23 protein-coding genes and 1 riboswitch are annotated in these 26219 nt (G+C 75.6%); of the genes, 9 read left to right on the forward strand and 14 right to left on the reverse strand.

The window, feature by feature from the left end; genetic code table 11:
- Nucleotide 1: 1 nt before the first annotated feature.
- Complete coding sequence (locus AC2TDM_RS16090) at nt 2-2398, reverse strand: FdhF/YdeP family oxidoreductase (RefSeq protein WP_484635295.1); 2397 nt, start codon at nt 2396-2398, stop codon at nt 2-4.
- A 146-nt stretch (nt 2399-2544) separates the two neighbouring features.
- On the opposite strand from AC2TDM_RS16090, the gene fdhD reads away from it, so the two are divergent.
- The 6 genes from fdhD to AC2TDM_RS16120 all read left to right on the forward strand — a co-directional run bounded on the left by fdhD (nt 2545) and on the right by AC2TDM_RS16120 (nt 7335).
- Nucleotides 2545-3405, forward strand: coding sequence for a formate dehydrogenase accessory sulfurtransferase FdhD (gene fdhD / locus AC2TDM_RS16095; RefSeq protein WP_484635296.1), 861 nt, complete (start codon nt 2545-2547; stop codon nt 3403-3405).
- Nucleotides 3402-4160 carry a metallophosphoesterase family protein gene (locus AC2TDM_RS16100; RefSeq protein ID WP_484635297.1) on the forward strand — a complete coding sequence of 253 codons (759 nt, stop codon included), beginning with the start codon at nt 3402-3404 and terminating at the stop codon, nt 4158-4160. Before fdhD ends, AC2TDM_RS16100 begins: the two co-directional genes overlap by 4 nt.
- 108 nt (nt 4161-4268) lie before the next feature.
- Nucleotides 4269-5810, forward strand: a complete 1542-nt coding sequence (locus AC2TDM_RS16105; RefSeq protein ID WP_484635298.1) for a purine-cytosine permease family protein — start codon at nt 4269-4271, stop codon at nt 5808-5810.
- Nucleotides 5807-6424, forward strand: coding sequence for a cysteine hydrolase family protein (locus AC2TDM_RS16110; protein ID WP_484635299.1), 618 nt, complete (start codon nt 5807-5809; stop codon nt 6422-6424). Before AC2TDM_RS16105 ends, AC2TDM_RS16110 begins: the two co-directional genes overlap by 4 nt.
- A gap of 2 nt (nt 6425-6426) precedes the next feature.
- Nucleotides 6427-7026 (forward strand): YdeI/OmpD-associated family protein, encoded by a 600-nt coding sequence (locus tag AC2TDM_RS16115; RefSeq protein WP_484635300.1) that lies wholly within the window; start codon nt 6427-6429, stop codon nt 7024-7026.
- A gap of 24 nt (nt 7027-7050) precedes the next feature.
- Nucleotides 7051-7335, forward strand: coding sequence for a hypothetical protein (locus AC2TDM_RS16120; protein WP_090032529.1), 285 nt, complete (start codon nt 7051-7053; stop codon nt 7333-7335).
- Nucleotides 7336-7425: 90 nt separating this feature from the next.
- On the opposite strand, the gene AC2TDM_RS16125 is transcribed toward AC2TDM_RS16120, so the two are convergent.
- Nucleotides 7426-8664 carry an Nramp family divalent metal transporter gene (locus AC2TDM_RS16125; RefSeq protein WP_484636485.1) on the reverse strand — a complete coding sequence of 413 codons (1239 nt, stop codon included), beginning with the start codon at nt 8662-8664 and terminating at the stop codon, nt 7426-7428.
- A 147-nt stretch (nt 8665-8811) separates the two neighbouring features.
- Between AC2TDM_RS16125 and AC2TDM_RS16130 the strand changes: the two genes are divergently transcribed.
- Nucleotides 8812-9972, forward strand: a complete 1161-nt coding sequence (locus AC2TDM_RS16130; protein WP_484635301.1) for a GNAT family N-acetyltransferase — start codon at nt 8812-8814, stop codon at nt 9970-9972.
- A gap of 34 nt (nt 9973-10006) precedes the next feature.
- Here the strand turns inward: AC2TDM_RS16130 and AC2TDM_RS16135 are convergent, their stop codons facing one another.
- From AC2TDM_RS16135 to AC2TDM_RS16150, 4 genes are all read right to left on the reverse strand, one after another.
- Nucleotides 10007-10708 carry a haloacid dehalogenase type II gene (locus AC2TDM_RS16135; protein WP_203708902.1) on the reverse strand — a complete coding sequence of 234 codons (702 nt, stop codon included), beginning with the start codon at nt 10706-10708 and terminating at the stop codon, nt 10007-10009.
- A gap of 8 nt (nt 10709-10716) precedes the next feature.
- On the reverse strand, nt 10717-11760 hold the full coding sequence (locus AC2TDM_RS16140; RefSeq protein WP_373308442.1) for an ABC transporter ATP-binding protein: 1044 nt from the start codon (nt 11758-11760) through the stop codon (nt 10717-10719).
- Complete coding sequence (locus AC2TDM_RS16145; protein WP_484636486.1) at nt 11754-13496, reverse strand: ABC transporter permease; 1743 nt, start codon at nt 13494-13496, stop codon at nt 11754-11756. The genes AC2TDM_RS16140 and AC2TDM_RS16145 overlap by 7 nt, the downstream gene beginning before the upstream one ends.
- 94 nt (nt 13497-13590) lie before the next feature.
- Nucleotides 13591-14727 carry a thiamine ABC transporter substrate-binding protein gene (locus AC2TDM_RS16150; RefSeq protein ID WP_484635302.1) on the reverse strand — a complete coding sequence of 379 codons (1137 nt, stop codon included), beginning with the start codon at nt 14725-14727 and terminating at the stop codon, nt 13591-13593.
- A 97-nt stretch (nt 14728-14824) separates the two neighbouring features.
- Nucleotides 14825-14954, reverse strand: a riboswitch (TPP riboswitch).
- 125 nt (nt 14955-15079) lie between these two features.
- Between AC2TDM_RS16150 and AC2TDM_RS16155 the strand changes: the two genes are divergently transcribed.
- Nucleotides 15080-15370, forward strand: coding sequence for a DUF4235 domain-containing protein (locus AC2TDM_RS16155; protein WP_090032534.1), 291 nt, complete (start codon nt 15080-15082; stop codon nt 15368-15370).
- Between the two features lie 72 nt (nt 15371-15442).
- Here the strand turns inward: AC2TDM_RS16155 and AC2TDM_RS16160 are convergent, their stop codons facing one another.
- The 7 genes from AC2TDM_RS16160 to AC2TDM_RS16190 form a co-directional block, all read right to left on the reverse strand.
- Nucleotides 15443-15871 (reverse strand): hypothetical protein, encoded by a 429-nt coding sequence (locus tag AC2TDM_RS16160; protein ID WP_484635303.1) that lies wholly within the window; start codon nt 15869-15871, stop codon nt 15443-15445.
- Nucleotides 15872-15964: 93 nt separating this feature from the next.
- Nucleotides 15965-16429 carry a monovalent cation/H(+) antiporter subunit G gene (gene mnhG, locus AC2TDM_RS16165; protein WP_484635304.1) on the reverse strand — a complete coding sequence of 155 codons (465 nt, stop codon included), beginning with the start codon at nt 16427-16429 and terminating at the stop codon, nt 15965-15967.
- Entirely contained in the window at nt 16426-16944 is a 519-nt protein-coding gene (locus AC2TDM_RS16170; protein WP_484635305.1) for an MrpF/PhaF family protein, read from the reverse strand. The genes mnhG and AC2TDM_RS16170 overlap by 4 nt, the downstream gene beginning before the upstream one ends.
- Nucleotides 16941-17504 (reverse strand): Na+/H+ antiporter subunit E, encoded by a 564-nt coding sequence (locus AC2TDM_RS16175; protein WP_484635306.1) that lies wholly within the window; start codon nt 17502-17504, stop codon nt 16941-16943. The genes AC2TDM_RS16170 and AC2TDM_RS16175 overlap by 4 nt, the downstream gene beginning before the upstream one ends.
- Nucleotides 17501-19078, reverse strand: a complete 1578-nt coding sequence (locus tag AC2TDM_RS16180; RefSeq protein WP_484635307.1) for a Na+/H+ antiporter subunit D — start codon at nt 19076-19078, stop codon at nt 17501-17503. The genes AC2TDM_RS16175 and AC2TDM_RS16180 overlap by 4 nt, the downstream gene beginning before the upstream one ends.
- Nucleotides 19078-19563 (reverse strand): Na(+)/H(+) antiporter subunit C, encoded by a 486-nt coding sequence (locus tag AC2TDM_RS16185; RefSeq protein ID WP_090032730.1) that lies wholly within the window; start codon nt 19561-19563, stop codon nt 19078-19080. The genes AC2TDM_RS16180 and AC2TDM_RS16185 overlap by 1 nt, the downstream gene beginning before the upstream one ends.
- A 5-nt stretch (nt 19564-19568) precedes the next feature.
- Nucleotides 19569-22736, reverse strand: a complete 3168-nt coding sequence (locus AC2TDM_RS16190; RefSeq protein ID WP_484635308.1) for a Na+/H+ antiporter subunit A — start codon at nt 22734-22736, stop codon at nt 19569-19571.
- Between the two features lie 286 nt (nt 22737-23022).
- On the opposite strand from AC2TDM_RS16190, the gene AC2TDM_RS16195 reads away from it, so the two are divergent.
- Nucleotides 23023-25365 (forward strand): (Fe-S)-binding protein, encoded by a 2343-nt coding sequence (locus AC2TDM_RS16195; RefSeq protein WP_484635309.1) that lies wholly within the window; start codon nt 23023-23025, stop codon nt 25363-25365.
- A gap of 40 nt (nt 25366-25405) precedes the next feature.
- On the opposite strand, the gene AC2TDM_RS16200 is transcribed toward AC2TDM_RS16195, so the two are convergent.
- Nucleotides 25406-26212, reverse strand: coding sequence for an SDR family NAD(P)-dependent oxidoreductase (locus tag AC2TDM_RS16200; protein ID WP_484635310.1), 807 nt, complete (start codon nt 26210-26212; stop codon nt 25406-25408).
- Nucleotides 26213-26219: the final 7 nt, after the last annotated feature.

Below are 26219 nucleotides of genomic sequence, written 5' to 3' on the forward strand. Positions count from 1 at the left end.
GTCAGGCCGGCGCGGGCACCGTCGCCGGCTCGAGCCGGACCAGCACCGACTTCGACGTGGGCGTGCGCGAGACGGCGGCGTAGGACGACAGCGGCACCAGGACGTTCGTCTCCGGGTAGTAGGCCGCCGCGTTGCCGCGCGGCGTGTCGTAGGCGACCGCGCGGAAGCCGGCGGCCCGGCGCTCGCGGCCGTCGTCGTGCACGCCGACGAGGTCCACGAGGTCACCCGCCGCGAGGCCGAGGTCGGCCAGGTCCGCGGGGTGCACGAAGACCACCCGGCGCCCGCCCCGGATGCCCCGGTAGCGGTCGTCGGGGCCGTAGACCGTGGTGTTGAACTGGTCGTGCGAGCGGATCGTCTGCAGCAGCAGCGTCCCCGGCGGGATGCGCGGGTACGTCAGCGCGTTGACGGTGAACCGCGCGCGGCCGCTCGGGGTCGCGAAGGTCCGGGTGTCACGTGGCGGGTGCGGCAGGACGAAACCGCCGGGCTCGTCGAGGCGCGCCTCGTAGTCCTCGAACCCGGGCACGACGCGGCTGATCGCCGCCCGGATGCGCCGGTAGTCCTCCCGCCACCCGCGCCAGTCCACGCGCGGCGCGCCCGGGCGCCCGGCCAGCAGCCGCTCGGCCAGCTCGGTGATGATCGCGACCTCGCTGCGCAGCAGCGGCCCGGCGGGTTCGAGGCGCCCGGTCGAGGCGTGCACCGCGCTCATGGAGTCCTCGACGGACACCCGCTGACGGCCCGACGCCTGCACGTCGCGGTCTGTGCGGCCCAGCGTCGGCAGGATCAGGGCCCGCCGACCCGTGACCACGTGCGAGCGGTTGAGCTTCGTGGACACCTGCACCGTCAGCCGCGCCCGCTGCAGCGCCTCCTCGGTCACCGCCGTGTCCGGCGTGGCCCGGGCGAAGTTGCCGCCCATCCCGACGAACACCTGCGCACGTCCGTCGCGCAGCGCCTCGATGGCCGCCACGGTGTCCAGCCCGTGCGCGCGCGGCGAGGTGAAGCCGAACTCCCGGTCGATGGCGTCGTGGTACGCCGCGGGCATCCGCTCGAAGATGCCCATGGTCCGGTCGCCCTGCACGTTCGAGTGCCCGCGCACCGGGCACAGCCCGGCCCCGGGCCGGCCGATGTCCCCGCGCAGGAGCAGCAGGCTCACCACGTCCTTGAGCGTGGCCACCGCGTGCGGGTGCTGGGTGAGGCCCATCGCCCAGCAGACGATCGTCGCCCGGGAGGCGGCGAAGCGGTCGCCCAGCGCCCGGACGTCCGCCTCGGTCAGCCCCGTCGCCTCCTCGACCTGCGCCCAGGGCAGCGCCCGCAGAGCCGCGGCGTACTCCTCGACCCCCTCGGTGCTCGCGGCGAGGAACGCCGGGTCGAGGACCGTCCCCGGGCGGGCCGCCTCGAGCTCGAGCAGGTGCTTGGCCACGCCCTGGAACAGCCCCTGGTCCCCGCCGAGCCGCACCTGCAGGTAGTCGTCGGCCAGGTCGGTGCCGCGCCCGAGGACGCCGGACGGCCGCTGCGGGTCGTCGAAGTGCAGCAGCCCGACCTCGCGCAGCGGGTTGACGGCGACGATCGTCGCCCCCGCCGCCTTCGCGCGCTGCAGCGCGGTGAGCATCCGCGGGTGGTTGGTGCCGGGGTTCTGCCCGGCGACGACGACGAGGTCGGCGCGCTCGAGGTCGGCCAGGTGCACGCTGCCCTTGCCGATGCCGATCGTCTCCGTCAGCGCGGACCCGCTCGACTCGTGGCACATGTTCGAGCAGTCGGGCAGGTTGTTCGTGCCGAACCCCCGGACCATGAGCGCGTAGGCGAAGGCGGCCTCGTTGGACGTGCGGCCCGAGGTGTAGAAGACCGCCTCGTCGGGCGAGGCCAGGGACCGCAGCTCCCCGACGAGGACGTCGTAGGCCTCGTCCCACGTGACGGGCCGGTAGTGCGTCGCGCCCTCGTCGAGCAGGACGGGGTGCGTGAGGCGGCCCTGCTGGCCGAGGGAGTGGTCGTCCCAACCCGCCAGCTCGGCCACGGGGTGGTGGGCGAAGAAGGCCGGGCCCACCGTGCGGGTCGTCGCCTCCTCCGCCACGGCCTTGGCGCCGTTCTCGCAGAACTCCGCCGGCGAGCGGTGGGCGGCCTCCGGCCACGCGCAGCCGGGGCAGTCGAAGCCGTGGGTCTGGTTGACGCGGGTCAGGGTGCGGGCCGTGCGCACGGGTCCCATCTGCCGCAGCGCGACGTCGAGCGCGTGCGCCACACCGGGCAGGCCCGCGGCGTGCGTGGCGGGCGGGCCGACGCGCAGGCCGCTGAGCGTCGCGTCGTCGACGTCCTGGGCCCGGCGGAGCGCGCCGGCCGGCACCCGCTCCTCGTCGTGCTGCGCACCGGCGCGACCGCCCGTGGGGTCGCCCGTGATCCGTCCGGTCATCGTCGCTCCGTCCGCCAGGTCCGACGATCGTAGGCCCGACCCTCTCCCCGACCCCGCGCCCGGGCCCGCGACCTACGATGGCCGCGGTCGACGACGACGCCGGGAGGCCCGATGAGCGCACACGTGCCCGAGCACGCGAGCACCCCATGAGCCGGGTGGTCGCGCGGCGGAGGGCCGTCGTCGTGCGCCTGGCCGGTGACGGCACCGGTGCCGCCACCGCGCACGAGCGCGAGCAGGCCCTGGCGGGCGAGGAGCCGCTGGAGATCCGGGCGGCCGGGCGCCCGCACAGCGTCACCATGCGCACGCCCGGCGACGACTTCGACCTCGTCGCGGGGTTCCTGCTGTCCGAGGGCGTGCTGCGGGAGCGCGACGACCTCGTCGCCCTGCGGTACTGCACCGGCACGGACGCCGAGGGCCGGCAGACCTACAACGTCGTCGAGGCGTCCCTGGCCACCGACGCGGCGCTGCGCGCCCTGGGTCGCGAGCGCCGCACCTACACGACGAGCGCGTGCGGGGTGTGCGGGCTGACGGCGATCGACGACGTCGAGGTCACCTCCGCGTTCGACGTTCTGGCCGACGAGGTCGTCGTCGAGGCGGAGGTGCTGGCCGGGCTGCCCGAGGCGCTGCGCGCGGCGCAGCCGCTGTTCGCGCGCACGGGCGGCGTGCACGCGGCCGGGCTGTTCACGGCCGGCGGCGACGCGCTCGTCGTGCGGGAGGACGTGGGCCGCCACAACGCGGTGGACAAGGTGCTGGGCCGGGCGCTGCGCGACGGGCTGCTGCCGCTGCGCGAGACGGTGCTGCAGGTGTCGGGCCGGGCGTCCTTCGAGCTCGTGCAGAAGGCGGTGATGGCCGGGGTGCCGGTGCTGGCCGCGGTCGGGGCGCCGTCCGACCTGGCGGTCGCGCTGGCGGAGCGCGCGGGGCTGACCCTCGTCGGGTTCTCGCGCGGGGACCGGCTCACGCTCTACACCCGGCCGGGGCGGGTGCGCGTGGGTAGCGTGCCCGTGTGACCGTCACCCGGATCGCCGTCCTGTCCGACGTGCACGGCAACCTGACGGCGTACGACGCGGTGCTCGCGGACATCGACCGGCGCGGTATCACGACTGTGCTCAACCTCGGGGACGTGGCGGGCAAGGGCCCGCGGGGGTCGGCGGCGATCGCGCGGACGCGCGAGCGCTGCGCCGTGACCGTCCGCGGGAACTGGGACGACTTCCTGCCGACGGGCGCGCCGTTCGCGGACCCGGCGGTGCAGTGGTGGCACGACGAGCTGTCGGCCGACGACCGCGCCTGGCTGACGTCGCTGCCGCTCGTGCACCACCTGGACCTCAGCGGCCGGCGCATCCGGCTGGTGCACGCCTCCGCGACGAGCGTCTACACACGCGTGCACTTCCACCACACCGACGCGGAGTTCGACGCGATGTTCGCCACGACGGAGCTGACCAGGCCGGGACCGGAGCCTGCCGTCGTCGGCTACGGCGACGTGCACGACGCCTACGTCCGCACCGTCGACGGGCGCACCCTGTTCAACTGCGGCAGCGCCGGGAACCCGCTCGACGGGCCGGTGCCGTCGTACGCGGTCCTCGAGGGCGTGCCCGGCGGGACGCTCGACGACCCGTTCGTCCTCACGCTCGTGCGGGTGCCCTACGACGTCGAGGCGGAGCTCGACGTCGCGCGGGCGGTGGGCATGCCGGCCCTGCGCGAGTGGGAGATCGAGCTGCGCACGGGCATCTTCCGCGGGCGGCACGCGGGGCTCGGCCTGGTCTGACGCGCGCCGGGCGGCCGTGGGACGTCGTTGCCCGTGTCGGTGCTCGCCCCTACGGTCGTGCCAGGACGACCGTCCTCCCCACCGCACCCCTCCCACCCAGGAGCGCGCATGACCGCCGCAGCAGGACCCTCCGGACCGTCGGGTGCGACGGCCGCGAACCCCTCGGGCGGTGCGCTGCAGGTCGAGAGCCACGGCATCGACGTCATCGCCGACGCGGACCGCAAGGGCCGCCCGCGGGACCTGTTCTGGCCGTGGTTCGCCGCGAACGTCTCGGTCCTGGGGCTGTCGTACGGCGCGTGGGTGCTCGACTTCGGCATCTCCTTCGGCCAGGCCACCGCGGCGGCCGTCGTCGGGATCCTCTTCTCGTTCGTGCTGTGCGGGCTGGTCTCGCTGGCCGGCAAGCGCGGTTCCGCGCCGACGATGGTGCTCAGCCGGGCGGCGCTCGGCGTGCGCGGCAACCGCGTCGCCTCGGGGCTGTCGTGGTTGCTCACCGTCGGGTGGGAGACCGTGCTGGTCTCGTTGGCCACGTTGGCGACGGGCACCGTGCTCGGGCGGCTGGGCTGGGGCGGCGGGACGACGACGCAGGTCGTGGCGCTGCTGGTGGTGGCCGGGCTCGTCGTCGCCGGAGGCGTGTTCGGCTTCGACCTCATCATGCGGCTGCAGACGGTCATCACCGTGGTGACCGCGGTGCTCACGGTCGGCTACGTGCTGCTGGTGCTCGACGAGGTGGACCTCGACGCCGTGGCGGCGGTGCCGGCGGGCAGCGGGCAGGCCTTCGTCGGCGCGCTGGTGTTCATGATGACCGGCTTCGGGCTGGGCTGGGTGAACATGGCCGCCGACTACTCGCGCTACCTGCCGCGGACGAGCTCGTCGCGCGGGGTCGTGGGCTGGACGACGGTCGGCGCCTCGCTCGCGCCGCTGCTCCTGGTGGGCTTCGGCCTGCTGCTGGCGGCGTCCGACGACGAGCTGCGCGCCGCCATCTCGGCCGACCCGGTCGGGGCGCTCACCACGCTGCTGCCCCCCTGGTACCTCCTGCCGTTCGCGGTCGTCGCGGTGCTGGGCCTCGTCGGCGGGGCGGTGCTGGACCTGTACTCCTCCGGCCTCGCGCTCGTGGCGACCGGGCTGCCCGTGAAGCGACCCGTCGCGGCGGGCATCGACGGGGTCGTCATGGTCCTGGGCACGATCTACGTGGTGTTCGGCTCCGACGAGTTCTTCGGGGTGTTCCAGGGCTTCCTCATCACCCTCGGCGTGCCGATCGCCGCGTGGTGCGGGATCTTCCTGGCCGACATCGCGCTGCGCCGCCGCCCCTACGCCGAGCGCGACCTGTTCACCCCGGCCGGGCGCTACGGCGACGTCGTGGGCCCGACGCTGGCGGTCCTGGCCGTCGCCTCCTTCCTCGGATGGGGCCTCGTGGTCAACACCTACGCCGGCTGGCTGGCGTGGCAGGGCTACCTGCTCGGGCCGCTGGGTGGTCGCGAGGGCGCCTGGGCCTTCGCCAACCTCGGCGTGCTCGTCGCCCTGGCCGTCGGGTTCGTCGCCACGCTCGTGCTGCGCGCGGGTGCCGTGCGACGCCAGGAGAGCCTGCCGGCCGAGGCCGCCGTACCGACCCGCGAGGTGGAGGCGTCGCTGCAGCCGGACGGCCGGCTGTGACGCCCGTCGGGTCGCGGACCGCGCTCGTCGTCGTCGACGCGCAGCGCGTCTTCACCGAGCCCGGTCAGCCCTGGGCGGCCCCGGCCTTCGCCGCGACGGTGGAGCCCGTGCGCTCCCTCGCCGCCGCCCACCCCGGCCGGACGCTGTTCACCCGGTTCCTGGCCCCGGCCGAGCCGCGCGGCGCCTGGCAGGCGTACTACGACGAGTGGCCCTTCGCGCTGCAGCCGGCCGACGCCCCGCTGTGGGAGGTCGTGCCGGCGCTCGCGGACCTCGTCGAGCGGCCGACGGTCGACGCGACGACGTTCGGCAAGTGGGACGCCCTCGTCCCCCGGCTGGCCACGATGGCGGACGAGGGGGGTGAGGTGCCGGTCCCGGTGGAGCGCGTCGTGCTGTGCGGGGTGAGCACGGACTGCTGCGTGCTGTCGACGGCCCTGGCCGCCGCCGAGTCCGGCGTGGAGGTCGTGGTGGCCGCGGACGCGTGCGCCGGCGCGAGCGACGCCGACCACGAGCGCGCGCTGGACGCCATGCGCCTGTACGCGCCGCTGATCCGCGTGACCACGACGGCGGCGGTGCTCGACGGGGTGACCGCCGAGGCCGCGGCGGCCCGGGGCTGATCGTGGCCGCCCGCACGCCGCGCCCGGAGCAGCCCGAGCTCCTCGTCCCGGACGTGGCGGCCTGGCGCGCGTGGCTCGACGAGCACGAGGACACCTCCGACGGCGTGTGGCTGGTCCTGGCGAAGAAGGGCGCGGCCGCCCCGACGACCCTCGTCTACGCGACGGCGCTCGACGAGGCGCTGTGCAGCGGCTGGATCGACGGCCAGGCCCGCAGCGTCGACGACCGGATCTACCGGCAGCGCTTCACCCCGCGCCGGCAGCGCAGCCTGTGGTCGGCCCGGAACGTCACGTACGTCGCGCGGCTGACCACCGAGGGCCGCATGCGCCCGCGCGGGATCGCCGAGGTCGAGCGCGCCCAGGCCGACGGCCGGTGGGACGCCGCCTACGCCGGCCCCGCCACCGCGGTCGTCCCGCCGGACCTGGAGGCGGCCCTCGACGCGACCCCCGCCGCGCGCGCGGCCTTCGACGCCCTCGACGCGACGAACCGCTACGCGATCCTCCACCGCGTCGGCGTCCCCCGGACGGAGAAGGGCCGAGCAGCAGCCGTCGAGCGCCTCGTCGGCCGCCTGGCGGAGGGCTGGCTGCCCCACCCCAAGCCCTGACCCCGACGGCGTTACTCTCCCCCGATGGGAGACGACCTCGCGCATCGGACGCGGGATGGCGACAGCTCGCCCCTCGCCGCGACCGGTGACAGCGACGGCGGGAGCACGACCGTCACGGGAGAGACCGGCACGCCGCGCGACTCCGTCGGTAGGCAGCGGCGGTTCGTCGACGCGAACGCCCTCAGGGCGCTCTACGAGAGCTCGCCGCTCACGGAAGACCAGGCCGAGGCCTGGAAGCGGGACATCCGTGCCGCCTTTGACGACGAGCTCGAGGACCCCTACGAGCGGGAGCGACGGCGCCGGGGCTGATCACCGCAACGACTCCACGGGGGAAGCACACCCTGACCCGTGACGAGCGCACGACGTCGGCTTCTGGCCATCAGCCTGGATAGCAGGGCGCTACCCGCCCGCGAGGAGCACCAGCAGGGCGACGTTCAGCGCGCCGACGAGGGCCGTGACGACCACGAGCAGGGCGTGCACGACGCCGCGGGTCCGGTCCTCCCCCATGACCGACCGGCTGCGGGCCAGCAGCACGAGCGGGACCAGCACGAACGGCAGCCCGAAGCTCAGCACGACCTGGCTGAGCACGAGCGTCCACGTCGGATCCGCCCCGAGCGCGAGCAGCACGAGCGCCGGGAGGAGCGTCACCAGCCGGCGGACCAGCAGCGGGATCCGCCGGTGCAGCAGCCCGGCCATGATCGTCGCGCCGGCGTAGGCGCCCACCGACGTCGACGCGAGCCCGGAGGCCAGCAGTCCGATGCCGAAGGCGATCGCCACCACCGGTCCGAGGGCGGACTCGATCGCCGCGTGCGCACCCTCGATGGTGTCCGTGCCCTCGACACCCTGCAGGCCGGACGCCGCGAGGAGCAGCAGCGCGATGTTGACGATCCCGGCCACCGCGAGCGCGACGCCGACGTCCCACCGCGTCGCCCGCAGCAGCAGCCGACGCCCCTCCCCCGGCGCCGCCCGCCCGTGCCGGTCCCGCACGAGCGCGGAGTGCGCGTAGATCGCGTGCGGCATGACGGTGGCGCCCAGCATGCTCGCGGCCAGCAGCACCGCGTCCCCGTCGGGGAACCGCGGCACGATCCCGCCCAGCATCCCGCCGGCCGACGGCGGCGCCACCAGCAGCCCCAGGCAGAACCCCACGGTGATGACCACGAGCAGCGCGACGACGACCTGCTCGAACCGCCGCGCGCCGTACCGGTCCTGCGTCAGGAGCAGCACCAGCGACACGACCCCGACGAGCGCGCCGCCGAGCGGCAGGGGCAGCCCGAACAGCAGCTGCAGCGCGAGCGCTCCCCCGACGACCTCGGCGACGTCGGTGGCCGCCGCGACGAGCTCCGCCTGCAGCCAGTACGCCCGCCGGGGCCACGGCCGCAGCCGCGTCCCCAGCAGGTCCGGCAGGGACTGCCCGGTGACGAGGCCGACCTTCGCCGAGTGGTACTGCACGAGCACGGCCATGAGGTTCGCGGCCACGAGCACCCAGAGCAGCGCGTAGCCGTACCGGGCGCCGGCGGTGAGGTTGGCGGCGACGTTGCCGGGGTCGACGTAGGCCACGGCGGCGACGAAGGCCGGCCCGAGCAGCACCGGCACGCCCCCACCGACCGCCCGCCGGCCGGCTCCCGCGCGCTCCTGCACCGCTGTCACGACCCCTCCTCGTCCTCCGGGTTTCGGACGACCGAAACCTGCGCTCGGCAGCGTACGACCGCAGCAGCCGACCCGCGAGGGAGGACGGGGGCCGAAATGCCGGTGACAGCGGCACGCCCTCGGCGGCACGCTCACCGGGTGACCGACACCGACGTCCCGTTCCCGCTCACCGCCGTCGCGGCGGACGCCCCGGACGGCGTCCGCGTGGTGCCGGTGCCGACGCCGGCCTCCCTCGACGCGCCGGACGCCTGGCTGCTGCACGGCCTGACCGCGGCGATGAACGAGGTCGTCGAGCACGAGACGGGGCTGCGCGACCACGCCGTGTCCGCGCTCGAGGTCCTCGCCCGCCTGCAGCAGGTGGTGCACCACCGGCGGGTCCGGCTCGTCGCTCTCGCCGACGACCCGGCCGACCGCCCCGACCCGGCCCGCGTCCTCGGCTACGCCACCGCCGAGCTCCCGCTGACGGACAACACGACGGCCGCGGCGCTGGACCTCGGTGTCCGACCCGGTCACCGCGGGCGCGGCATCGGTGAGGCGCTGCACGTCGCGCTCCTCGAGGCGGTCGTCGCCGAGGGCCGGACGGTGCTCATGGTCTCCACCGACCACCGCGACGATCCCGGCGACGGCCCCGACGCCCTCGCCCCGCCGACCGGCAGCGGCCACGTCCGGCGCAGCAGCCCCGGCGTCCGGTTCGCGCTGGCGCACGGCTACGTGCTGGAGCAGGTCGCCCGCTACTCCGCGCTGGACCTGCCCGTGCCTGACGAGCTGCTCGCCCGCCTCCACGACGAGGCCCGCGCGGCGGCCGGTCCCGGCTACCGGGTGGTCGCCTGGGACGGGCCCTGTCCCGACCCGTGGCTGGACGACCTGGCGGTGCTCTACAGCCGGATGAGCACCGACGACCCCTCCGCCGGGCTGCAGATCGAGGAGGAGCGCTGGGACCGGGCTCGCATCCGCGTCGCGGAGGCGCAGTGGGAGCGGGCCGGGCGGCTCGCCCGCACGGTGGCGGCCGAGCACGTGCCGACCGGGCGGCTCGTCGCCTTCACGACCGTCATCACGCGCGGCGAGGAGCCGGTCGCCGAGCAGGAGGACACGCTGGTCCTGGCGGAGCACCGCGGGCGTCGGCTCGGGATGCTCGTCAAGACCGAGCAGCTCCTGGGGCTGGCCCGGGAGCGGCCGTCCGTCCGGCGGATCGGCACGTGGAACGCCGAGGAGAACCGGTTCATGCTCGGGATCAACGTCGCGCTCGGCTTCCGCCCGGCCGGCGGCAGCGGCGAGTGGCAGCGGATCCTGCCGTCCTGAACGAGCTGCCGAGTTGCGCCGTCGCGCGGTGCCGTCAGGCGCCGAGCGCGGCAGCGAGCCCGACGAGGGACGGCACGGTCGAGGTCGGCCGCCGGAACACATCCGGGTACGGGGTCCCGGTGCGGTCGATCCACGCCGTCCGCAGACCGGCGCGCGACGCCCCGTCGACGTCCCACGGGTGCACGGCCGCGAGCATCATCTGCTCCGGCTCGGTGCCGCACCGCCGCGCCGCGTACGCGTAGGCGTTGCGCGCGGGCTTCCAGGCGCCGGCGTCGTCGACCGAGAGCACGTCGTCGACGAGGTGCGCGACCCCGCCCCGGTCGAGCAGCCCCCGCGTGGAGGCCACCGAGCCGTTGCTCAGGGTCACGCACCGGACGCCGAGGCCGGCCAGCCCCTCGAGCCCCTCCCGGACGTCCGGGTGCAGGCCCAGGTCGGACAGCCCCGCCAGCACGTGGTCGACCGACTCGTCGAGCGGGCGCGTGAGCGGCTGCGCCGCGAGCTGGACCCGCAGCGCTGCCCCGGCCACGTCGGTGAAGGCCGCCGGAGCACCCGCGGCCGTCAGCGCGAAGCCGTCCCGCAGGACGGTCGCGAACCAGGTCGTCACCAGGTGCTCGGGTGCGCCGACCTCCACGAGCCGGCCGCCCAGCGGCGCCATGTCCGAGAGCGTCTCGTTGACGTCGAGGACGACGACGTCGGGCCGGTCGTGCGTGTCGCTGCCGGCGGTGCTCTCGTCCACGGTGCTCCTCAGCCTGTCGCGCTCCTGGCGCCGACGGGGACGACCCGGTCGGGGTCCACCACCAGCGGCACGCTCGAGCCGACGGAGCCCGTCCAGCCGACGGGCGCCGCGGCGGTCACCACCCCGAGGCCCTGCACCGAGACGAGGACCTCCGTCCGGCCCCGGCGGGCACGGACCCGCACGACGCGGCCGTCGGTGGTCCCCGCGCCGGACGACGCGACGACGAGGGCGCCGGGGGCCAGCGCCACGGTCGCGGCGTCGCCCGCCCCCAGCACGGCCCGGGGCACGACCGCCTCGAACCCCAGGAACGCCGCCACCTCCGGGCCCGCCGGGGACCGCCACAGCTCCGTCGGCGTCCCCACCTGCAGCAGCCGCCCGGCGGACATCACGGCGACCCGGTCCGCCACCGCCGCGGCCTCGTCCTGGTCGTGCGTGACGAGGACCGCCGCGGTGCCCGTCGCCGCCAGGGCCGCGCGCAGGTCCTCGGCGAGCCGCTCCCGCAGGCCCTGGTCCAGCGCGGACAGGGGCTCGTCGAGCAGCAGGAGCCGGGGACGCGGCGCCAGCGCCCGGGCCAGCGCGACCCGCTGACGCTCCCCGCCCGACAGGGTGGCCACGGACCGGTCCGCGAAGCCCGCGAGCCCGACCAGCTCCAGCAGCTCGGCCACCCGAGCGCGACGGGTCGCGCGGGACGGGCGCGCGTCGCCCGGCCCCTCCAGCCCGTACGCGACGTTGCCCCCGACGTCGCGGTGCGGGAAGAGCTGCCCGTCCTGGAACAGCAGGCCGAACCCCCGCCGGTGCACGGGGACCTCGACCACCGACGCGCCGTCCCAGCGCACGTCCCCGCCCGCCACGGGCTCGAGCCCCGCGACGGCCCGCAGCAGCGAGGACTTGCCGCAGCCCGACGGCCCGAGCAGCGCCAGCACGCCGTCGGCCACCGCGAGGCTCACGCCGTCGACCGCAGCCGGTCCCGTGGCCGCGTACCGCACGACGAGGTCCCGCACCTCGAGCCCGCGCGCGGCACCCGGCCCCGCCGACGCCGTCTCGCTCACCAGTCGCTCACCGTCCCCGGCGCCCGCAGCCGCTCGCACGCGGCGATGACCACCGCCGTCAGCACCGCCAGCAGCACCGACGCCGCCAGCGCCTGCCCGTAGCTCTCCGCCCCCGGCCGCCCGATCAGCCGGTAGACCATGACGGGCAGCGTCGGCGCGTCGGCCCGGGCGACGAACGACGTCGCCCCGAACTCCCCGAGGGAGGCCGCGAGCGCGAACCCGACCGCCAGCCCGCCGGCCCGCGCGGCCAGCGCGCCGTCCACGGTCCGCAGCACCCGTCCGGGACCGGCCCCCAGCGTCGCCGCGACCTGCGGCAGCCGCGGGTCCACCGACCGCAGCACCGGCAGCACCGTCCGCACGACGAGCGGCACCGCCACCACGGCCTGCGCGACCGGCACGAGCAGCGGGCTCGTCCGCAGGTCGAGGTCCAGCCCGAACGGCCGGTGGAGCGCCAGCAGGAACCCCAGCCCGACGGTCACCGCCGACACCCCCAGCGGCAGCATGACCACCGCGTCGAGCACGGACACCGCCCGCCGCCCCACCGCCGCGCGCGGCCGCCGCGACAGCACGAGCGCGACGAGCACCCCCACCACCAGCGCCAGCACGGTCGCGTCGAGCGCCGCCCGCACGGAGGTCACGGTCGCGTCGAGCACGCTCACCGGCATCCCGTCGGCGCGTCGTGCCAGCGCCCGGTAATGGGCGAGCCCCCAGCCCTCGCCCACCCGCAGGGACCGCACGACGAGGTTGACCAGCGGGACGGCCAGCGCCACGACGGTCAGCGCCGTCACGACGAAGGCCGCCAGGTCCCCCCCGCGTCCCTCGCCGCGCGGCGTCCCCGGCACCCGCCGCAGCCGCAGCACCCGCTCCGACGCCCGCCGCGTCCCCAGCGGCAGCGCCCGCTCCCGCCGCGCCCGCAGCCGCCCGGCGACGAGCAGCACCGACGCCACGAGCACGAGCTGCACCACCGACAGGACCGCCGCGGCCCGCAGGTCCAGCAGCTGCACGGTCTGGATCCAGATCTCGGTCTCCACCGTCCCGTGCCGCAGCCCCCCGAGCACCAGCACGGTCCCGAAGGACGTGGCGCAGAACAGGAACACGAGCGACGCCGCGGACGCGATCGCGGGCGCCAGCGCCGGCAGCGTCACCGTCCGCAGCACCCGCCCGGGCGAGGCGCCCAGCGAGCGCGCCGCCTGCGCGGGCCGCTCGTCGAGCTGCGCCCACGTCCCGCCCACGGTCCGCACGACCACCGCGTAGTTGAAGAACACGAGCGCCGCGACGATCCCCGCCAGCGACCCGTCCCACCCGAGGAACCCCAGCGGCCCGCCCTCGACGAGCAGCGACCGGAACGCCACGCCGACCACGACCGTGGGCAGCACGAACGGCACGGTCACCAGCGCCCGGACCAGGTCCCGCCCGGGGAACCGGCACCGGTGCAGCACGTACGCGCCCGGCACGCCGAGCCCCACGGCGACCACGGTGGCCAGCGACGCCTGCAGCAGCGTCTGCCCGACGACCCGCCAGGTGCGGGGCCGGGCGAAGACGTCGCCGAAGCCCGACAGGTCCAGGGCGCCGTCGGCGACGAACCCGCGGGTCACCGTCGCGACCACGGGCCACGCGAAGAACAGCCCGAGCACGACGAGCGGCACGAGCACCGCCACCGTCCAGCCGAGCACCTGCGCGGGGGACGGCCGCGGCCCGCGCCCCTGCGCCGACCTCCCGCGCGCGGCGCCCGCCGGCACGGGACGGAGCCCGGCCGGCGGGGTCGCCGAGGGGACGCCGGCCGGCAGCGGCGGGGCGGCGGTCTCCTCGCGCAGGGTCACCGGACGCGTCCGCTCAGCCGGTCACGACGTCGGTCCAGCGCTGCAGCCACTCCTCGCGGTGCGCCTCGACGTCCGCGGCGGGCACCTCGAACGGCTGCTCGGCCAGGGGCGCCCAGCGCGCCCACTCCTCCGGCAGCTCCACGGCGGTGCTCACCGGGTACACGTACATCGACGTGGGCACGTCGGCCTGCACCTCGTCGGAGAGCAGGAAGTCGAGGAGCTGCGCGGCGCCCTCGGGGTTCTCGGCCCCGGCCAGCACGCCGGCGTACTCGACCTGGCGGAAGCAGGTGTCCAGCAGGGCGGCGGTCGTCGGCTCGTCGCCGCCCTCGGGCACCGTGAAGGGGATGGACGAGGCGTACGAGAGCACGATCGGCCGCTCGCCCCCGCCGCCGCCCCCGCTGAAGTCGGTGTAGTACGCGTCGGACCAGCCGTCGACGACCCGCAGGCCGTTGTCGGTCAGGGCCTGCCAGTAGTCCGCCCAGCCGTCCTCTCCGAACGCCGCGACCGTCGTCAGCAGGAACGCCAGCCCGGGCGACGAGGAGACCGCGCTCGGGACCACGGTGAGGTCCCGGTACTCGGGCTTCGTGAGGTCCTCCAGGGTCGTCGGCTCAGCCAGGCTCTTCTCCGTGAACCAGGCGCGGTCGACGTTGAGGCACACGTCGCTGTAGTCGACCGCCGTCAGGGCGCCCTCGTCGTCGCCCTCCACCGCGTACTCCTGCGCGTCCGCGAGCGCCGCCGCGGACAGCTCCGCGGGCTCGACGACCCCCTCGTCCAGCGCGCGGGAGGCGAACGTGTTGTCGATGCCGAAGACGAGGTCGCCCAGCGGCGCGTCCTTGGTCAGCACCAGCTGGTTCGTCAGCGCACCGGCGTCGCCCTGCTGCAGGACCTCGACCTCCAGCCCGGTCTGCGCGGTGAAGTCCTCGAGCAACCCCTCGGACAGGGCGAAGGACTCGTGGGTGACGAGGGTGACGGTGCCGGTGGCCCCGCCGGACGCGTCAGCGGTGGCGGAACCCTCGTCGGACGACGAGGATCCGGCACCCACGGCCGAGCACGCGGCCAGGGCGGAGACGGACAGGGCGGCCGCCGACAGGCCGGCGACGACGCGCCGGCTGCCGCGCCTGCTGGTCCATGCGGTCAGGGTGGTGCTCACGTGGTGCTCCTCCTCGAGGGTGCAGGAGGGGGTCGCCGCGGCGCGCCGGCCGCGCACGTCCCGTGGACCACGGGCCGGACGACGCCGACGACCACGAGGACTGAGAAGCCCGACTCCCTACGCCGGTGCGAACCGGATCAGGTGCGAGGGTCTGCGGAGATCCGCACTCTCAGCGTCCCGCACACCGGCCGGAGGGCCGGGGGGCGGACGCTCCCCTGTCGTTCGGGGCGAGCATAGACCGCGCCCGACCCGGCCCGCGCACGCCGTCCTCGCACGGGCGGGCGGGCGCGCGCCCCGCTAGGTTGACCGGCGAGATCTCTCGACGAGCACCCGACGAGCACGAGGAGACGTGATGGCGGACGACGAGTCCGAGTCGACGACCGCGAAGGTCATCGGGATGGTGACGGCCCTCGGCACCGCCTGGGTCGCGCGCAAGGTGCTGGCCGCCGTCTGGACGAAGGCGACCGGCCACGCGCCGCCCGACCCGGCCACGAAGGACCCGGACATCAAGCTGTCGGAGGCGTTGCTCGCCGCCGCCGTCACGGGTGCGGTCGCCTACCTCTCGCGCGCTGTCGCGACGCGCGGCACCGCCCGCATCTCGGGCCGTGTGCGCGCCGCCCGCCCGCCACTGCCCAAGCGCTGAGGACCGGCCCGACGGCCCGGACCCCGACCGGGTGCGGGCCGTCGCCGTGCCCGCTCGGGCGCCACCACCCGGTCAGCGATCCGGTCGGCCGTCCGCCCAGAGCTCCGGCCGCGCCCGCAGGCGCAGGGACGAGCGCAGGAACAGCACGCCGAGGACGCCGTTCGTCGTGGCGGTCAGCAGGCGCACCGCGGCGCCGGTCCCGTCGGGTCCTGGCGCCGTGACGGCGAGCTGGACGGCCTGGGCGAGCAGCAGCGCCCCCCACACGAGGCCGGACAGCGGTCGGCCCGTCAGCCACCACGGTCGCGGCGGCGCGACCGCCTCCGCCGCCGGGTCCCGGAAGGTACGCACGGCCACCCCGACGACGAGGAGCTGCAGCGCGACGACGGCCGGAGCCGACGCACCCTGGCCGGACGTCGTCAGCAGCACCGCCAGGAGCAGCGCCGCCGCGAGGCCGGCCAGCAGGAAGTAGAAGAACTTCCCGGAGGGCGTGGTGATGCGCACGCGGGCACGCTAGCGGGCCGCCCCGCCTGCGACCCCGGACCTCGTGCCCGTGACGGCGTGCGGCGGTCAGAAGCAGTCGCGCACGAGGCCCGGCTACCCGCGCCGGGCAGCCGGGCGCGGGTCGTCGTGGGGGTCGTCGTCCTGGCGGTCGCGGGTGCGGCGGGCGTCGCCGCGCTCGTCCTGGTCGTCGAGGGCCTGCGCCTCGCGCTCGGCCTCGTCGAGGTCGGCCGTGAGCTCGTCGACGACGAGGGTGTCGTGGGGGACCTTGCCCGTGCGGTAGCCGGCGCGGCCGAGCAGGTGCGCGGCCACGGGGGCCGTGAGCATCTGGAAGACCGCGACCAGGACGAGGGCCCAGACGACGAGACCCGTCCGCAGCCGCAGGGCCAGGCCGAGCAGCACGAGGACCATGCCGAGCGTCTGCGGCTTGGTCGCGGCGTGCATGCGGGACAGCAGGTCGGGGAAGCGCACGGCGCCGACGCCCGCGACGAGCGCGAGCAGCGCGCCCGCGAGGAGCAGCACCGCCGAGGCGACGTCCGCCGTCGTCTCCCAGGCGCTCACCGGACCTCCCCCTCGGCGCCGCCGCCGTGCTCCTCCGGTGCGGCGTGCGCGCCGTGCTCGTCGGCGTGCTCGTCGGCGTGCTCGTCGGCGTGCTCGTCGGCGTGGCGGGTCTCGTCCGACGGGCCCTCGTCGGACGCGTCGCGGTCCTCGCGGCTCCTCGCGCCCGAGCGCTCGCGCTCGAGGGCCAGCGCCTCCTGGTGCTCCCGCTCCAGCGCCTCCGCGGCGATCTCCTCCTTCGTGCGCACACGCCCCTCGCCCTCGGGCTCGAGGTACGCGAAGCGCGCGATCGTCACCGAGCCGATGAACCCGACGAGGGACAGCGCGACGAGCACCGGCACGACGTCCGTCCGTCGCTCGACGGCGGCGAACACCGCGATCCCCGCGACCAGCACGGTGACGAGGATGTCGAGCGCGACGGTCCGGTCGAGCATCGAGGGACCGCGCTCGGCGCGGGTCAGCGCGAGCGCGGCGGCGACGACGAGCACCACCGCGCACACCACGGCGACCGCCGTCATGCGCGCACCTCCGCCCGGCCCGGCAGCAGGCCCGCCGCCCGCAGCTCCTCGTCGGAGGCGAAGGCGCGCAGCACGCGCTCCTCCTGGTCCAGCGCCTGCTGCCGCGCGCCCTCGACCCCGCCCGTGAGCCCGACGTCGAGGACGTGGATGTACAGCCGCCCCGTCAGCCGGTGCGCCTCCACGACGACCGACCCCGGCACGAGCGACAGCAGCTCGGCGGTCACCGTCATGTAGAGGTCGGAGTGCGAGCGCAGCTCCACCCGCACGACGGCGCTCCGCGGGCGCCGACCGGGCCGCAGCGCGACCCACGACACCTCGGCGCTGGCCCGGACCAGGTCGACGACGAACACCGCGACGAGGCGCACCAGCGCCAGCGGCCGCACCCGCCCGTGGAAGACCACCGGGGCCATCCGCAGCCCGCCGGTCACGAGGACCCCGAGCAGCGCGCCGGCCAGCACGTTCGCCACCGACAGGTCGCCCCAGAGCAGGACCCAGACGACCGTCAGCCACACGACGGTCAGCCACTGCGGCCGCCAGCGGCGGCGCGGGTGCAGGCTCATCCGCCACCCCCGCCCGTGGCGACCTCGTCCGACTCCCCGGTGCCGCGCAGCCCGTCGGGCAGGACGGCCTCGATGTACGGCGCGCGCTCGACGAGGGCCGTCGCCGCGCGCTCGGTGTACGCGTACAGCGGCCCGGCCGCGACCGTGAGCCCCAGGCCGACGACGACGAGCGCCGCGGCCGGCAGCACCATGCCCAGCGGCAGGTGGACCGGCCGGATCTCCTCCGGCGGCACCTGCCAGAACGCCTTGTTCCACGCCTTCACCAGCGCGTAGAGCGTGAGCAGCGACGTCACGACGGACCCGACGACGAGGACCATGGGCAGCCACGCGTCCTCCCGGACCCCGGCCTGCAGCAGCCCGAGCTTGCCCAGGAAGCCGGACAGCGGCGGGATGCCCGCGAGGTTCATCGCGGGCACGAAGAACAGGATCGCCAGCACGGGCGCGATGCGCGCCAGGCCGCCCAGCCGGTTCAGGGACGTCGTCCCACCGACGCGCTCGACGAGCCCCACGACGAGGAACAGCGCCGTCTGCACGGTGATGTGGTGCACGACGTAGTAGACCGCCGCGGTCCACCCCGCCGCCGACGACAGCGCGATGCCGAACACCATGTACCCGATGTGGCTGACGAGGGTGAACGACAGCAGCCGCTTCACGTCGTCCTGCGCGACGGCACCGAGGATCGCGATGACCATCGTCGCCAGCGCCGCCCACAGCAGGACGTCGTCGATGCGGCCCTCGGGGAACAGCAGCGACTGCGTGCGGATGATGGCGTAGACGCCGACCTTGGTCAGCAGGCCCGCGAACACGGCCGTCACGGGCGCGGGCGCCGTCGGGTAGGAGTCCGGCAGCCACGCCGACAGCGGGAAGATCGCCGCCTTGATGGCGAAGGCCGTCACGAGCATGACCTGCAGCACCAGCCGCACGCCGTCGTCGATCTCCGGCAGCCGCAGCGCGAGCTGGGCGAAGTTGAGGGTGCCCGTCGCGGCGTAGACGCCCGCGATGGCGACGAGGAACAGGACGGACGACAGCAGCGCCACGACCACGTAGATCGTCCCCGCGCGGATCCGCTCGGCCGAGCCGGACAGCGTGATGAGCACGTAGGACGCGACGAGCAGCACCTCGAACCCGACGTACAGGTTGAACAGGTCCCCGGACAGGAACGCGTTGTTCACGCCGGCCGCGAGCACGAGGAACGTCGGGTGGTAGATGGAGACGGGGGCCGACTCCTCCCCCTCGGTCTGGCCCTGGGCCAGCGAGTAGAGGAGGACGCAGAGGGTCACGGCGGCCGAGACGGTCAGCATGAGCGCTGCGAGGCGGTCCGCGACGAGCGAGATGCCGACGGGGGCGGCCCACCCGCCGACGTCCACCACCAGCGGGCCCCCGTCGGCGAGCACCGCGAGCGCGACGGCCACGACGAGGACGAGCGTGAGCACCACGACGCTGGTGAGCCGCTGCAGCCGTGGCCGCCGGTACAGCGCGAGCGCCAGGCCGGCGCCGGCCAGCGGCAGCACCACGGGGATGGGCACGAGCCAGGTGGCGTCGGTGGTGAGGGCCCAGCCGTCGAGCGGTCCCATCAGCGCGCACCTCCCCTGGTTCCCTCGTCCGTGTCGTCGTGCAGCTCGGCGGCCTCCTCGTCGAGCGACGAGCGGCCGCGCCCCGTGTCGGCCTCGGTGTCCGCATCGGTGAAGGCGCGTTCGTCGCGGGCGGCGAGGCGCGCGATGCGCCGGTCCTCCACGTCGTCCTGCACCTCGTCGTGGCGGTGCAGCTGCCAGGACCGGTACGCCATGGCCAGCAAGAACGCCGTCAGGCCCAGCGTGATGACGATGGCGGTGAGGGTCAGGGCCTGCGGCAGCGGGTCGCTGCTGGGACCCGGTCCCTCGTCGCCGGTCAGGGGCGGACGTCCGGCCGCACCGCCCGCGACGAGCAGCAGGAGGTTCACGCCGTTGCTCAGGAGCACGGCCCCGACGAGGACGCGGGTCAGGCTGCGCTCGAGCAGCAGGTAGACCCCGGTGCCGACGAGCACCGCGATGACCAGCACGAGGACGAGGCTGGGGCGCATGTCGATCACGGGCCCACCTCCGGACGGTCGCGCGGGGCGGGCGTCGCGACGGGCGTGGCGGCGGTCGGCACCGCGGCGCCCGCCCCGTCGTCGGAAACGTCGGCGAACGAGCCACGCAGCTCGCTGCCGGCCGCCCCGACGAACGACCCGACGGCACCGACGGCGTGCGACCCGTCGGCGACCTCGTCCTCGCCCGCCTCGGCGCGGCGGTCCAGCTCCGCGCCGAGGCTGCGCAGCACGTCCAGCACCACGCCGATCACCAGGAGGAACACGCCGACGTCGAACACGAGGCTCGTGACGACCTTGACGTGGCCGAGCAGCGGCACGTCCGTCTCGAGGATCCAGGACTGCAGCACGGTCCCCCCGGCCAGCAGCGCGGCCAGCCCCACACCGGCGGACAGGAACAGGCCGAGCCCGAGCAGCACACCGGGCTGCACGGGAGCCGTCTCGCCGAGCTCGTACCGCCCGCCCGCCAGGTAGCGCACGACCAGCGCCGTCCCGACGACGAGCCCGGCCGCGAACCCGCCCCCGGGCTGGTTGTGACCGCTGAACAGCAGGAACAGCCCGAAGACGACCATGGTGTGGAACAGCAGCCGCACGACGACCTCGAAGATCACCGAGCGCCGCTGCGGCGCGAGCGTCCGGGCCGACCGCAGCCACTCCGTCCGGCGCTCGAGGCCGGCGGCCGCGGCCGCGGCGCGCGGTCCGACCCGCCGCAGGGCCGCCGTCGGGTCGGGCGACCCGCCCCACACGGCCCGGTCGGCGGGCGCCTCGTCGGCACGGAAGATCTGGCCGGAGCGGCGCTGGAGGAACACCAGGGACGCGACGCCGGTGGCGGCCACGAGCAGCACCGCGATCTCGCCCACGGTGTCCCAGGCGCGGATGTCGACGAGCGTCACGTTGACGACGTTCCTGCCGCCGCCGAACTCGTAGGCCTCCTCGGCGAAGTTCTCCGAGACCGGCGCGTGCACGCGGGCGGACGGCGCGACGAGCGCGACGCCCGCCACCGTCACCCCGGCCGCGACGCCGAGCGCCACGCGCACCCACCGGCTGGCCGCCAGCGGTCGATCGGAGAAGTACGCGGGCAGGCGGCGCAGCACCAGGACGAACACCACCAGGGTCACCGTCTCGACCAGGACCTGCGTCAGCGCGAGGTCCGGCGCCCCCTGGACGACGAACAGGCCGGCGATCGCGTAGCCGCACACGCCCAGCAGCACGACCGCCTTCAGCCGCCGCCGGGCCCGGGCGACGAGCAGCGCCGACAGCCCGGCGGCGACGGCGAACGGCAGCTGTGCGGGGTGGTCCCACGGGCGGGTGGCCACGTCCAGCGAGGTCCCGGTCAGGAGGGCGACGCCCGTGCCGGCGACGAACACGACGAGCACCACGCCGAGGTACACGGGCAGGGACCCGCGCTGGGTGATGGCCGTGACGTCGGCGGCGAGGTCGTCGAGCCGACGCATGGTGCGGCGGTAGACGAGGTCGGCGTCGGGCCCGCGGGACACGCGCGCGCCGAACGCCTCGAACGGTCCGCGGGCGACGAAGAGCAGGACGCCGACGGTCAGCACGGCGGCGGTGATGCCGAGCGCGGGGGTCAGGCCGGCCCAGAGGACCAGGTGGCCCGCCTCCCCCGTCGGCAGCGTGTCCGCGTAGGGGCTGAGGAGGTGCTCGCCGAGCGCGGGCAGCAGCGCCGTGGCCAGGCCGAGGACGGCGAGCACGAGCGCGGGCCACAGCAGGGTCAGCGACGGCCGCGTGACCTCGGCGGCGGCGTGCCGGTGGTGCGAGGCGTCCGGGACCGGTGCGGCGTCGGGGGTCCGTGCCAGCGGCGAGGCCGGGGCGGTGGCGGCGTGGGCCGGCGTCCCCTCGGGCACGACGGGCTTGGACGCGAAGGCGCCCCACCAGAACCGCAGGCCGTAGGCGACCGTGAACGCCGAGCCCACCGCGACGGCGACGACGAGCAGCGGCCCCTCCCAGCCGCCCTCGAGGTGCAGCAGCGCCTCGAGCCCGGCCTCCTTGGCGACGAACCCGGCGAACGGCGGCAGCCCGATCATCGAGGCGGTCGCGAGCGCGCCGGCGGTCGCCGTCCACGGCAGGGCCCGGCCCACCCCGGACAGCCGGCGCAGGTCCCGCGTGCCGGTGGCCGCGTCGACGATGCCGGTGACGAGGAACAGGGAGGCCTTGAACATCGCGTGCGCCCCGAGCAGGGCGACCCCCGCGAGCGCGGCGGCGCGCGTCCCGAGCCCGACGAGCAGGACGAGCAGCCCGAGCTGGCTGACCGTGCCGAAGGCCAGCACGAGCTTCAGGTCGTGCTGCCGCATGGCCCGGTACCCGCCGACGAGCAGCGTCGCCGACCCGAGCACCGCGACCGACCAGCGCCAGACCGGGTCGGCCGCGAACGCCGGCGCGAACCGCGCGACGAGGTAGACGCCGGCCTTGACCATCGCCGCGGCGTGCAGGTACGCGGACACCGGCGTCGGCGCCGCCATCGCCGCGGGCAGCCAGAAGTGGAACGGCACGAGCGCGGACTTCGTCACCGCGCCGAACAGCAGGCACGCGATCGCCGCGGTGGTGAGCGCCCCCGGCGGCGGGGGGTCGGCGATCACCGCGCTCATCCGGTACGTCCCCGCGGCCTCGCCGAGCAGCACGACGCCGACGAGCAGCGCCAGCCCGCCGGCGGTCGTGATGACGATGGCCTGCATCGCCGCCCGCCGGCTGGCCTTCTTGTCCGCGTTGTGGCCGATGAGCAGGTACGACGTCACCGTCGTCAGCTCCCACATGACGAACAGCAGGATCATGTCGTCGGCCAGGACCAGCCCGAGCATCGACCCGGCGAAGGCGAGGAACACCCCGGCGAACCGCCCGAGCCCGGCGGCCGAGGACTTGAAGTACGCCGAGCAGTAGGCGAGCACCAGGGCGCCCACGCCGCCGACCACGACGGTCATCAGCCACGCCAGCGTGTCGAGCCGGAAGGTCAGCTCGAGCCCCAGCGCCGGCACGTACCGCACCTGCTCGAGCGGCAGCTCGCCGCCCTGCACGCGCTCGCTCCAGGTCAACGCCCACACCGCGGCGGAGGCGGGCACGAGGGCGAGCACGAGGAAGGCCCGCCGCCCCAGACGACCGACGAGTGCGGGCGCGACGAGGGCTGCGGCCAGGTGCAGGGCGAGCAGCATCAGCACGCGTCCGGCTCCGTCCTGTGGCTGGGCGGGTGGTCGGTCGTGGGTGGGACGTTGTGTTGTGGCGGACCGTATCGACGAAGCCCGGCGGGTCATGCCGGGGTCAAGGAGGTGCGGGCAGCCTACCAAGGGGCGCTCGGACGAGCCCGGCGAGAGGGTCCGGGTCCACGGGCCGCGCAGCGCCGGGGGCGGGCTGGGGACGGCTCGGTGGCGGGCCGGTGGACGAGCCGGTGGACGAGCCGGTGGACGAGCCGGTGGGGGCGTCGGCGGCCCGTCGTACCGTGTGCCCGTGAGCGTGCTGCAGGGGGTCTGCCTGGCGGTCGTCGCGGTGGCGACGGTGGTCGGCGTGGTGGTGTTCGCGCGGGGCGTCGCGACGATCGTGCGCACGGTCCGCGTCGGGGCGCCGCTGCCGGGACGGTGGCGTCCGGTCGGGCCGCGGCTGGCCGGGCTGGTCCGCGAGGTGCTGGGGCACGGGCGCTTCCAGCAGCGGCCGTTCGTCCGGTGGGCGCACTGGTGCGTGATGCTGTCGTTCCCCGTGCTGGTGCTGACGCTGGCGACCGGGTACGGCCAGCTCCTCGACCCCTCCTACGGGCTCCCGCTCGTCGGGCACCTGTGGCCGCTGGAGTGGGTGACCGAGGCGTTCGCCTGGGCGGGGCTCGTCTCGATCGTGTACCTCATGGCGCTACGGGCGCGGCTGCAGCCGAAGGCCGGGGACGACGAGGCGTCACGCCGCCGGTCCCGCTTCTTCGGCTCGAACGCCGCCGGTGCGTGGTTCGTCGAGGGCACGGTGCTCGTCGTCGTGCTGGCCGTGGTGGTGCTGCGCGGGCTGGAGTACGCGCTGGCGACGACGCAGGACCCCGAGATCGCCACCGCGCTGCACTTCCCGCTCACCGCGTGGCTGGGCGAGCTGTGGGCCGGTGCGTCCGTCGGGGCGCTCGGGACCGCGGTGCTGCTGGTCGCGACCGTGAAGATCCTCGTGTCGATGGCGTGGTTCGTCGTCGTCGGGCTGCAGCCGACGCTCGGGGTGGCGTGGCACCGGTTCCTGGCGATAGTGAACGTCTACGCACGGCGGGAGGTCGGCGGGGCGCCGGCACTCGGGCCGCTGCCGGCGCTGCGCGGCCCCGACGGGACGCCCCTGACCCTCGACGACCTGGCCGAGCTGCCCGACGACGTCCGGCTCGGCGCGGGCACGGTCGAGGACCTGCCCTGGAAGGGCCTGCTCGACGTCGCGACGTGCACGGAGTGCGGGCGCTGCCAGGACCAGTGCCCGGCGTGGGCGACGGGCAAGCCGCTCAGCCCGAAGCTGCTCGTCACGGCGCTGCGGGACCACGCCGCGGCGACGGCGCCCTACCTCGCGGCGTCGCGGGCGGCGGCGGGCGCGGCGGCCACCTCGTCCGGCACGGTGGACGGCGGGCCGGTGCCCGTGGAGGACCCGCACGCGCGCCTGGACCTGGTGCCCGACGTCATCGACCCCGACGTCCTGTGGGCCTGCACGACCTGCGGGGCCTGCGTGCAGCAGTGCCCGGTCGACATCGAGCACGTCGACACCATCGTCGACATCCGGCGGTACCAGGTCCTCATGGAGTCCGCGTTCCCCGCCGAGCTGGGCAAGACGTTCACGAAGCTCGAGCGGCAGGGCAACCCCTGGGGGCTGCCGGCCCGGCAGCGGCTGGCGTGGGCGAAGGACCTGCCGTTCGACGTGCCGGTGGTGGGCGTCGACGTGGAGTCCGCGGCGGAGGTCGAGTACCTGTTCTGGGTGGGCTGCGCGGGGGCCTACGAGGACCGCGCGAAGCGGACGACGAGGGCGGTGGCGGAGCTGCTCGACACGGCGGGCGTGTCCTTCGCGGTGCTGGGCGACGGCGAGACCTGCACGGGTGACCCGGCCCGGCGCTCGGGCAACGAGCTGCTGTTCCAGACGCTCGCGGCGCAGAACGTCGAGACCCTGACGGAGGCCGGAGCGCAGCGCATCGTCGTCACCTGCGCGCACTGCTTCAACACCATCGCGCGCGAGTACCCGCAGCTCGGCGGCCGGTTCGAGGTGCTGCACCACACGGAGCTCCTCGACCGGCTCGTGGCGGACGGCCGGCTGGTGCCCGCACCGCTCCCGGAGGACGACACGCAGAGCGTCACGTTCCACGACCCCTGCTACCTGGGCCGGCACAACGGCGTCTACACGCCGCCACGCGAGCTGCTCGCGGCGCTGCCCGGCGTGCAGCCGGTGGAGATGCCACGCTCGGGCTCCACCGCCTTCTGCTGCGGCGCCGGCGGGGCCCGCATGTGGATGGAGGAGTCCATCGGCACCCGCATCTCGACGACCCGCGCCGCCGAGGCGATGGCCACGGGCGCGGACGTCGTCGCGACGGCCTGCCCCTACTGCACGGTCATGCTGAGCGACGGCGTCGCCGCCAACGCGCGCGCGACCAGCTCCGCCACCGCGTCGGACGCGACCGGCACCACGGCCGGCGCGCCGACCGCCCGGGTCCCGGCGGGCGCGGTAGCCGGCAACCGCTCGGCCACCGGCACCGCGGCCCCCTCCGCCCCGGACCGCGCCGCGATCGGCGTCCCGGAGGTCACGGACATCTCCCTGCTCCTCCTCGACCGCGTCCGCGCCGGCCGCCCCGCCGACCGCTGAGCCGTCCGGGGCGCCGGGATCGTCACGTCGGGGGGCGACGTCAGCCGGCGTGGTCCGGCTTGACGAAGGTCTCGTGGACGGCGGCCTTGGCCCTGTCGGGCAGCACGGCGGCGATCGCGCTCTGCATCTTGGTGCGGAGGCTCTTCACCTCGACCTTGTCCTTGCCGGCCAGGGCTGCCTCGATGCCCTCGTGGGCGACCTTCGCCGGGTCGTCCTTGCCGCCGCGGCCCGCCGTGGAGTCCTCGAGCTCGCCCTCGGCGAAGAAGTCGGTGTCCGTCGGTCCGGGGAGCAGCGTCGTGATGGTGACGCCCGAGTCCTTGACCTCGCGCCGCAGGGCCTCGAAGAAGGACTGCACGAAGGACTTCGACGCCGCGTAGGTGGCGTCGTACGGCCCCGGTTGCAGCGCGGCGACGCTGCTCGTCGCCAGCACGCGGCCCGTGCCGCGCGCGACCATCGCCGGCAGGAGCGCGTGGGTCAGCCGCACGTTGGCGAGGACGTCCAGCGCGATGGTCTTGAGGTTGTCCTCGAGCGGCCGCTCGAGGAACGCCCCGCCGGCCGCGGCGCCCGCGTTGAGGCAGAGGACGTCGACGGGACGCTCGACCGCCTTCACCGCGGCGACGAGCTCGTCGACGCCCGCGGTCGTCGTCAGGTCCGCACGCGTGGACCGGACCGCCCCGCCACCCGCTGACAGCGCGTCGGCCGCGAGGGTGATCTCCGCGTCCTCCGCGGTGACCAGCAGGTCGAACCCGCGCTCGGCGAGCTCGCGGGCCAGCTCGAGCCCGATCCCGCTCGAGGCGCCGGTCACGACGGCGAAGGGACGGGCCGCGTTCTCGATCAGGGTCTCCATGCCCTCG

The sequence above is a fragment of the Cellulomonas sp. plas2 genome (assembly GCF_057221735.1).